Origin of the sequence: Bartonella vinsonii subsp. arupensis OK-94-513, assembly GCF_000278235.1 — a bacterium.
Lineage (GTDB): Bacteria > Pseudomonadota > Alphaproteobacteria > Rhizobiales > Rhizobiaceae > Bartonella > Bartonella arupensis.
In genome coordinates this window covers 697,918-707,491 of sequence record NZ_JH725037.1, presented here as the reverse complement: position 1 = coordinate 707,491, position 9,574 = coordinate 697,918, and the positions used below count along the sequence as shown (strand labels likewise).

The following is a 9,574-nucleotide window of genomic DNA, read 5'->3' as shown; positions in this document are numbered from 1 at the left end:
CCACCAGAACCTGAGCCACCAGAACCTGAGCCACCAGAACCTGAGCCACCAGAACCTGAGCCACCAGAACCTGAGCCACCAGAACCTGAGCCACCGGAGCCAGATTCAAGAAATGCCTTATGCAAACGGAAATCCCAGAAGTTTTTATCTTGTTCATCAAACAGGCTTTGTTCAATATCGGCTTTACCATGGGTTGAGGTTGGACCATAGGCGGTGAGTATGTATTTATAAGGCAGCCCTCCTAATGTGGTATAGCCATTTTCTAATTTGAAGGAATCTTCTCCTGCTTTTCCAGAGACTTGGATAAGGGAAATGCCTCCTGTATTTGAGGGATCAGTATTCGTTCCTTTTTTATCTCCTAAGTCGCTTTTGACATACACTGTTGTTGTGCCTGATACATCACCATGAATGAGCAGCCTGTCGGTTTTTTGATCAGCACTTGCATTGCCATCACTCCATGCCATGTTAAAGCCAATCTTGGCATCACCAGAGGCATTGTAAACCGCTGTGGTCTCAGGTTTACCAGATCCTATGTGCAAGGTATGATAACGTTCTTCTACTGGTCCTTGAAAAACAATGGAGCTGTTGTTGAGATTAAGCACAGAAACATCGGAACGTGATCTTGGAACAATATCAAGCGGATTGCCATCACTATCTTTTTCTTTTGTACTGGTTTTTACGAACCATTTTGTACCATTTTTAAGATCAAGAACGGTTTTTGCATCTCGTGAAACGTCTGCTCTCCCTTCCAGAAGAGAGTGATCCGCAGCCAATGTAAACATGTTAGGTTTTTTATAAACTGCTGAGAGCATTATTCCTTTTAATAAAACATCGGCGTGGATTTCTGAGTTATTGAGGTTAATTTTAGAGCCAACTGACCGATTTATATTAAGACCAATTCCATCTTCAACAAAAAGCTTTGTATTGGTTAAATTGGCACTGCTGTTGCATAATACGTTTTCTCCGAAAAAACAGTCGAGATTTATACCGATTTCTTTTGCTGTTGCAAAAACATCTGTTGCACTAATTATTGAAGATGGGGCTGTCACACTAAAAGCAGTGTTTGCAGTTACTTTCCCTCCTGTCATCTGGACATAATGATCACCGCCGTAAAGCCAAATTCCATCATCAATAGCATTAATTTCAACATACTCAAGAGAAATAGAGCCGCCATAAGCCTTTACTGCCTTTTCACTATCTTTAATTGAGCCACCTATCATTATTACTTGAGATTTTTCTCCGTCCACGTTTATACCGGAGCTCATGCCTTCAATAGTTGTATTCTTTAGAGTAACTCTAGCAGAGAAGACGTCTAATCCATAAGCACTTTTACCATGAGTTTTATCAGAATTTCCATAAATGTGCACGTTTTTCACGTTAATATTATTACCGCCTACGTCGCCTTCTTCATCGCCCTCTACAGTGATAATTGTAGCCACATTACAAACCTCAATGGAACCGCCGTTCATATTGAATGTAGCATCAGAGGATACGTTTATTACGCGCATTATGTCACGAGATCGGAGTGTAGATGCAGTTACAGTTATATCAACATTGTTCAGTTCAAGGGTACTATTGTTATCTACGCGTACTAAATCTATTTCAGCAAACTCATCTTTTTTATTGGATTCTTTATGAATCGATCCATCGGTTATTTTTATCTTTCCACCATTACTTGCCCAAATAAAGGGAATATCTTTCAAAGTAGGGAGAATTTCAGCTGTGTCTTTAATGGTTGTTTTATTCCCTGTTAATTCGATTATGCTGCCAGAGCCATTGCTTACTATTGAAGATTCATTTGCGGCACTTCTTTTCTCTAATGTTACATCCGTGCCATAGATTTTTCCACCATTTAGCGCGTGAAGCTGTTGATAGGTTGTTCCTGAAATTGGGGTTTTTACTTCTCCACGACCCGCTGTGAGGGTTTCAGTTGCTTGTACGTTGAGATGCGTACCAAACAGCACAATTGCTGCAACAGCTGTGCAGGATAAAAGGGTTTTTTTAGACATTATGCTTTCCTAACTTATAGCCCCCCACTGTTTTCCCCGCTTAAATAAATTAGTAGAAGAATAACAATGGATATTTGAAATATTAACTACAATTAATGAATTTATTTTAATTTGTCAAATTGAGTATTAATACTATATTATAAGAGTGGTATTTAATACATAAAATACATTAAGTATAAAATATATTAAATAAATATTATAATTTTATAAATACGTGTTTATAATTTGTTAGCTTTAAAAGGCTTTTTTTGTAATAATGAGAATGCATCTTCAGATAACATGGCATGACATAATACTTAAATTGTATTTAACTTTTCTTGCAATTTGATATTTTATCAAATTGAGGGATAGTGAGGGATAGAGAGTATCTTCAGCACTGTTGCTGGTGTTGTTGCGTTCTTTATCACAAGGTTCTCAAGTCTGTCTGGTTTTGCTCTTTTCAGGTGTTGAGGGGCAATAGAGCGCATCACGCTTGTTCTCCTATCGGTGATCTTTTCAATAGACCAACGTTTCCTCCGTTTTCCATAACTGCCTGTTTTCTGATAAGCGCTTGATATCTTGATGGCATTTGTTTGTTGCATCTAGAGAGAGGATAGGCTTCATAAAGAGGTAGTAGGGTTCATTTCCCTATGAAGAGGAGAGGAGCTCTTTGCAAGATAGGGGGCTTCTGAGGATAGATTGTCGCTTTTAGAGGAAGGCGCTGTTGTGAAAACAATGATCAATAAGATAATCATTCAAATATTTGCAGCTGTTTTTCTCAGGAAAGTGTTTTTGGGAAGAAAAAAAATAGGTTTTATGAATTAAAAGGCAGCGTATGGTGGGGCCAACTTGCACCTTGATAAATGTCAAGATGGTGGTGCTCAATGGCTTTACCGTTATACCATACATAGACGCCATCATTGAAATGTCGACACGATTTCTCTGTATTTCTTCCGTTAAAAGAGGAAAAGAGGCAACTTTTCCTTTCGACGCATCACCATTTTGAGAATTGTCCAGCGCTTCCCAGCAAAGTTTCAAAATCGGCAAGTGCAAGAGAGATTCCGTCTTGAACGACAGAACACCTTAAGGCAATAAGACCTTTCACAAACGCTTAAATAGCGTTCTTCGGTTTAAACATTTTCCTCTGCCGAAGATGCTGCTACCCGACGCCGGCGCGGTTTTCTCTGTATCTCTTCACCCAAGACAGGAAAAGAAACCGTTTTTTCTGTCGACGCATCACCATTTTGCGAAGCTTCCGATGCTGCCTTTGAAATTTCAAAACCAGGAAGTTCGAGAGAAACTTTTTCTTGAACACGCACAGAACGTCGACGTGAAGAGCGACGTGTTTTTTTGACAGGTTCAACACTTTCTTCAGCAGCACATTGCGCTTGATCACTTTCTTCATCTGGCAAAGCATGGGCCTCTAAGGACTCTCCATGCGCACGCCCATTTTTTGTCTTAGTATGTTGACCATGACCATTTTCTTGCACCTGTGTTTGTGATACGTCCGTATCGCAACTGACAGTGTCTTTTCTGTCACCTTCAGTGTTTATTTCACCGTATTCTTGCTCATTGTTTTCATCACGGCTCTCATCACGGCTCTCATCACGTCTGGCAGATTGGGCGTTTTGACCAACCGCTGCGAGAATAATACGCAAGTAATGCTCCGCATGTTGGAGATAATTTTCTGACATAACACGATCACCCGCCCCCTGAGCATCGCGCGCGAGACTTATGTATTTGTCGGCAATTTGCTGAGCATTTCCGCGAATCTTAACATCTGGACCGCTACTTTCGTAATTTCGAGACAACGGGTTAGGCCCACGACGATTATTATTATTATTGTTATTACCATTATTGTTATTATTACGACCGCGTACCCGTCTATTCTGTTGTGGCCTCATCTTTATCCCTTTTTTTGGAGTATGTGTGTCTTAATTGACTCTTCTTCATTGCATTATTTTCCGATAATGCTCGTCACGTTTACAATACGGTTATCAGACCATCCGCGTTTTATTTTACTTAAATGATACCTACTGATATTTGATAAAAACATATATTTTTTGAAATATCACAAAAACAGCAGGGAAGTCGTAAACTTAAGATTCCCTATTTCTCTGTTAACCAGCAAAAACCTAGTGATGTTCATCTAAAATGCCAAGTATTTTTTTTCAAATAGACCATATTTTATTAAAAAAATAACCATCTTGTGGAAAAACAAAAAACAAGAACATGCACATAATACCCCTGGCAAAAAAACAGATTCCATCAGAGAATAAAGAAAAGCTCTCTTTTCGCTCTAAAATGATCGATTGATTCTAAAAACGCCGATATTCCCTGCCCCACATCGCACTTAACTCACAAGCACTTACACCCCCACGAGTCATTGCATGAACGTATTTATTTCTTGAATATAGTCTTTCTTTTGCATTAAAGCAAGAGCTTTGTGAACGATATCCACTCTCTCTTCACAAATCTCTCATTTTTTATAAAGTGTTTAACAAAAAGCACACTGCAAATCTTTTGATTATCAGCAGAACGGTCTCTTGCCAAAGCGAGCCAATTACCCCGACAGCATTTTATTTAAAAGTTGTAAAATATAGAGCATTGCTGACAACGGAAATTATCACACACTCAAATTATCACACACTCAAAGGATGTCTTGGCTAACGACCACATCCCCACCACATTTTTTAGAAAAGGAGCTCCTTTTAAGGACAAAAATTCCAACAGCTCCTGAGCAGGAAGCATCAGATAATCCGCTTAGCTCACAACCAAACAGCTTAATGCCAAAAATCTTTCTAAAAACTCCATTTCCGGTAGCTGCAAAGGAAAGCTACCGGAAAGCCATGGAGTGGTAACATAGGATTAAAAAAAGATGGATTTTATCACAGAGAAATACAAAAAACCTTTGTTACCTAACACGCATCACAAAGCATGTTAGAATGGTCTTATTTATCAATAACAATACGTCTTTTTTATGGTTTATCTTGATAAAATTTCTCATATTAAACATGTACATACTCCATCATACAAAAAATCAATGATTTTTCTGCTTTGCGAAAACCAATGGTAAAAGTATGATTTTTGTCTTTGTTTTCTCTCTCAGACAAGACCTATAAAGACTACAAACAACGCTCAGTGTTTGTCTTTTTATTTTTGTGAACTTTGATAATATCTTCAAATTCTTAAGTAAGAAGAATCTTTTATCAAGCTTTCATTGTCATATCTGCTCTTTTCATAAAGCGTTCTTTTAAAACGGCATAACCATTACAAAATATGCTCTTCTTTGAAGCTTAACCTTTTGTATTTTTTTACAAAAGTTTGTGGAATGTTAAATTTTCTTGTAAAAACTTAAAAGTGATTACGCACTTTACTTTTTTCACGCTCTTTTTCGTTGAGAAGGCAATCCCGTAAGAGAAAATAATTTCCATCCCCCGGCCGCACTATTTTCACACATTGTTTCTTTGCAGTATCAGAAAGTGCATCCCACATTTCACGAATAGTAAAATAGGCTTCACTTTCCAAGTTAAGACAACGCTGATATATTTCCCTCTTCATATCAGGGATCACTGAGGCAGAAATTTCCTTGCAATAGACGCGCAGGTCAAAGACCGGAATAGTTAATGCAACAGGGGCTTGTTGTGTTAATTGTTTTTTAGAAGAAAAAGAACCAATCATTTTAACAACGCCAAAACACAACGCCAAAACACAAAAAAGTAACAGACAAACAAACATGATCTTGCGAGATAATTTTTTGAAATAAGCGTTTTGCCGCGCGCGGATTCTTTTTTCCATAAAGACTGTATCCTTTAGCGTCTCAAAATAAGCTTTTTACAGCAAAAGTGAGAGAAGCATCAATGCACAAAATCATACTCTAGCACCAAACGATCAATTTTTTATATCAAACACTTTTTCTCACCAAGCAATCCCTACCTCAAATGTTCCTTTATAAATTGATACTTTTATAGTGGTTTACGCAAAAAAAACAGAAATAACCGTATTTTTTCCTCTGTATAAATATGACTTATATCACTATCCTTAAGAACAATATATGTCACGACTCCTGTGAATAAAAAGGTATACACTTTGAATAAAGATCAACGCCCCGCTATATAAATTGCAAAAGACTTCTATCCTCGCATGACCGTGAGATTACTAAATTATGGTAAGAAGATACAAAAGCGACGAACTGTTTATTGATTAAAGCCCCGTCCTGCATCTGTTCAATCATTTTCTCAAATTGTGCCAAATTTCTTTATCGAAGGATTTCCACATTACTTTTGGTTCATCCCTTTCTGCATAATTGACATTTTCCTCCTCCACAAAAGAGGTTCCCTTTATGCGCTCGTAACCATAACCAATGACACACACACTAAGGCAATCTTATGAAGCTTGCCAACGAAAACCTTCTCACGAGTAAGCGCAAACTCTTTTAAAAAATCGTATTTTTAAAACTTAATATCCTTTCCAGACACTATAAAATCAGACCCGATGGGCTGCTTAGCAGCAAAACCTACAGATAATCCGGCATGTGAAGCTACAGATAAATTGGCAGATAAATCTAAAGATAATCCTGCAGATGCACTGACATGAGGGCTTTCCATATATCCATCGCTCTCTATTTTGAGATCTTCATGCTCACTGTCATTCTTTTCACCACTTTGTTTGGTATTTTTGTTGAGATTCTCAAGATCTTGCATCACTGTTTTCAATTGTTGTTCTAAAGAATCAATACGCTGCGACAGTTGCGTGATATTTTTGCTTTGTTTTTTATCAAAGCGCTCAATGTCTTGACAGTTTTGTTTCAACAATGCATTCAAAGGAGCATGCCCCATTCGTCCACTGGCATAAAGAACCACACGAATATGTTCAGGATCATCAATGTCAGAGATAGAAAAAGGAAAGAGTGCCATTATATGCCCTCCTATTGGTTACAGAATAAATGATGCATGCTAGCAGGGCATTTGGATGCACTGATACCGGCAGGTTTTATGCCATAGGGCATATTGGTAGATTTTTAAAAGTCTTTCTTGTTGATTATAAAAGAGAGAACAATGAAAGATTTTCTGGGGAAGGTTTTCCAGCAACACACGCAGTATCTTAAAGCATTTGATGAAACAACGCTTGGAGCTTTTTTAAAAAGCTATACAAAATAGAGTGTGTTTGTCATGTTTTCACAGCATAATAAATTGCAGCAATTTGAGGCATAAGAAGCTTAACTCTCGGCGGTTTTGGGTGCAGACTGGAATTAGGGGAATCTTGCAAATCGGGGACATTGAATGTTGTCTTCCCATCTCCCATTCCCCATATCATCCCCCTCTCAAGTGCATCAAAGAGATTTTTATATTTCTCTCGTGAATATTCTTTACCATTACATAAAAGCCAACCTTCAGGTATATTTTGCGTAGCAAAAGAGCCAATAAAACCTGTCGGAAAATTTTTAGAAAAGTTCATAGTAGGATTTGTTAAAAACCAACCATCGGCGTTTTTTCCCGCAACATCACAGGTATAGACCAACTCATAAAGCCCTCCCTTTTGGATCTCTCCCCCTTTTAAAGGGGCTATACCCTCTGAGGTTATCTTATAAACGGGTCGCACAGGTAATTTGTTTAAGGCAACAGTTGTGATTCCTTTATTGACCCCTTGTGCTTTAAAGCGCACAACAATCCCATTCATATAAGACTCAAAAGGAGATTTCGTGGTCAAACGAAGAGAGGTTCTTTTGGTATACTCATCAACGGTAAATTCTGTTTCAATTCCCCCCCCATTATCAAAGAGATATTCTTTGATACGTTGCATCATAGCGCGCGCACTATCATTGACCGAACTTGGAGGTTGTCCTTCTGCCCAGTTTATATCTTCATCGGCGGAAGCATTTTCCAATGCTAACAATGACCAATCATAAATCGAACTCATAGAACATATCCTTTTTGCAAAAAGCGAAGACGAGCAAAAAGCCAAGAAAAGAAAGCAGCGATTTTCTTTTGAGGCGTTGTGATTTTCTCCATATGAAAGCCAATTTTACCATAATCAACATGCAGAAGTTTTGTCTTTGCATTGATAAAAACAGCATCGGGGTTCAAACGCAGTACATCTTGGGCAAGAACGCCCCGATAACGTTGCGGATTTCCTTTATAATTAAAGAGATAAAGCGGATAGCCATTTTTCTCACCCACGGGGGTGATATTTTCTTTAGCTCTCACATCACAAAGCCCTAAGATTCCGCCCACCAATCCCAGCACTTGCTGAGCATCACGTAATGGATCTTTTGTAACGGAAGGCATAGTTGTTGAATTTCCTGATTTTGTTCCGTAATTTCCGGCGGCTTGCGTCCCCACACCCAACAATTGCGCCAACCGGTTCCAACCTTGATTATCTTGTTCGATCCATTTTTGCCGTTCTGCATCCAAAGCATTTTGACGGTTCATATCTTGAACCATTCCGCCCTTCAAAGCATTCGCTTGTGCATTGCTTTGCCCTTGATAGTAGCTGTTAGCGGCATCCACTTGGTCCCGCAAAGAGCGATCAATCATCTGATTGGCATTCATCATATTATTGACATCTTGATTATACTGTTGCGCAGTAGCATTTGTAGCCAAAGCACCGAGTTCATCGGCAAGCACTCCGGTATGTGCCCCAGAGCCATAGCGCCCTGCTCCAGACATCGATTGATTAATAGCATCAGAAGTTTTGCTCAAAGCATTTTGCAAGGCAGCATTAAATTTACTATTGCCTCCAATCCAGTCTCCCTTTGCCATATTGAAGAGATTGGTAGCGCTTTGCGTTGGAGCATTAAACCATTGTGTCAGAGCGGGATTGTTATATTGACGCGCAGCATCCTCTAAACCGGTAAGAGCATTTTTTGTCATATCACCCAAGCCAGCAGTGCGCTCTCCTTGATAGACATTGCTGCCTATGCCTTTATTATAAAGATCGAGCGCTTGCGCACTGGCTTTTTTAAAGATATCTGCTGCCCAAGCGGGTGGTGCATTTGTTTGTGTTGTTGTTTGCACTTGAGGTGTTGTTTTTTTTCTCATGGGACGAGAACCTTTCTATAATGAATAAGATCACGAGAATATCCGTGACGAGCGAGCATTTTAGCCCATCCAGTTCTTCCAAACAGATGCAATTCCTCCGCATGGATTGAGAGCGCCCACTGTTCGATCTTTTCAATCAATGGAACCAATTCCAGCCCTCCCTCTCCGGCAAGATCTGAAAGGACGACGCGTTTTTTACCCCTTTGGGTTTTTTCAATTTTAGTGAGTGCAAAGGCACTAAATTGAGTTTTATTTTTTAAGACAAGCCACAATTGTGCTTGCCCAGTAGCCAATTCTTTAGCAATTGTTGCCAAACAGACATCATCAGGAAAGCGTTGAGCATATTTATTGAGAGCCGCATTGAGTGCCTCTTTGTGAGGCGCTATTTTTTCCCATGACCATTGCTCTGTGAAATGAGCAGAATAAAGATTTTGACCATCCTTTTGCTCTGTCATGATTTTTTCTCCCCTTCTTGAAAAGAGCCCCCAATGATCCATGACCGAGGAAACCTTTTGGCTCACACACTGTTCTTATCATGTCATTTTG

At 39.1% G+C, this 9,574-nt stretch carries 8 protein-coding genes and 1 pseudogene; all 9 read right to left on the bottom strand.

The window, feature by feature from the left end; translation table 11 throughout:
- A pseudogene (locus tag ME1_RS08090) lies at positions 1–2,009 on the bottom strand (hypothetical protein); the annotation flags it as partial.
- Between the two features lie 335 nt (positions 2,010–2,344).
- Positions 2,345–2,590, bottom strand: a complete 246-nt coding sequence (locus ME1_RS03055; RefSeq protein ID WP_035009105.1) for a hypothetical protein — start codon at positions 2,588–2,590, stop codon at positions 2,345–2,347.
- A gap of 106 nt (positions 2,591–2,696) precedes the next feature.
- Positions 2,697–3,041: a hypothetical protein gene (locus tag ME1_RS07935; RefSeq protein WP_126603839.1), complete on the bottom strand. Its 345-nt coding sequence runs from the start codon at positions 3,039–3,041 to the stop codon at positions 2,697–2,699.
- A 77-nt stretch (positions 3,042–3,118) separates the two neighbouring features.
- The gene (locus ME1_RS03050; RefSeq protein WP_004863082.1) at positions 3,119–3,892 is read right to left on the bottom strand and encodes a DUF4167 domain-containing protein; all 774 of its coding nucleotides are present in this window, start codon (positions 3,890–3,892) and stop codon (positions 3,119–3,121) included.
- A gap of 1,450 nt (positions 3,893–5,342) precedes the next feature.
- On the bottom strand, positions 5,343–5,786 hold the full coding sequence (locus tag ME1_RS03045; RefSeq protein WP_004863079.1) for a hypothetical protein: 444 nt from the start codon (positions 5,784–5,786) through the stop codon (positions 5,343–5,345).
- Between the two features lie 653 nt (positions 5,787–6,439).
- Positions 6,440–6,904, bottom strand: a complete 465-nt coding sequence (locus ME1_RS03040) for a hypothetical protein (RefSeq protein WP_004863076.1) — start codon at positions 6,902–6,904, stop codon at positions 6,440–6,442.
- Between the two features lie 253 nt (positions 6,905–7,157).
- Positions 7,158–7,907 carry a phage tail protein gene (locus tag ME1_RS03035; RefSeq protein WP_004863071.1) on the bottom strand — a complete coding sequence of 250 codons (750 nt, stop codon included), beginning with the start codon at positions 7,905–7,907 and terminating at the stop codon, positions 7,158–7,160.
- Positions 7,904–9,028, bottom strand: a complete 1,125-nt coding sequence (locus ME1_RS03030; protein WP_004863069.1) for a tail fiber domain-containing protein — start codon at positions 9,026–9,028, stop codon at positions 7,904–7,906. Before ME1_RS03030 ends, ME1_RS03035 begins: the two co-directional genes overlap by 4 nt.
- The gene (locus ME1_RS03025) at positions 9,025–9,483 is read right to left on the bottom strand and encodes a hypothetical protein (RefSeq protein ID WP_004863065.1); all 459 of its coding nucleotides are present in this window, start codon (positions 9,481–9,483) and stop codon (positions 9,025–9,027) included. Before ME1_RS03025 ends, ME1_RS03030 begins: the two co-directional genes overlap by 4 nt.
- Positions 9,484–9,574: the final 91 nt, after the last annotated feature.

Bases quoted from the DNA above. Each gene is read 5' to 3' on its own strand.
- ME1_RS03055 (WP_035009105.1), bottom strand. From the start codon at position 2,590: ATGCAACAAACAAATGCCATCAAGATATCAAGCGCTTATCAGAAAACA.
- ME1_RS03050 (WP_004863082.1), bottom strand. From the start codon at position 3,892: ATGAGGCCACAACAGAATAGACGGGTACGCGGTCGTAATAATAACAAT.
- ME1_RS03045 (WP_004863079.1), bottom strand. From the start codon at position 5,786: ATGGAAAAAAGAATCCGCGCGCGGCAAAACGCTTATTTCAAAAAATTA.
- ME1_RS03040 (WP_004863076.1), bottom strand. From the start codon at position 6,904: ATGGCACTCTTTCCTTTTTCTATCTCTGACATTGATGATCCTGAACAT.
- ME1_RS03035 (WP_004863071.1), bottom strand. From the start codon at position 7,907: ATGAGTTCGATTTATGATTGGTCATTGTTAGCATTGGAAAATGCTTCC.
- ME1_RS03030 (WP_004863069.1), bottom strand. From the start codon at position 9,028: ATGAGAAAAAAAACAACACCTCAAGTGCAAACAACAACACAAACAAAT.
- ME1_RS03025 (WP_004863065.1), bottom strand. From the start codon at position 9,483: ATGACAGAGCAAAAGGATGGTCAAAATCTTTATTCTGCTCATTTCACA.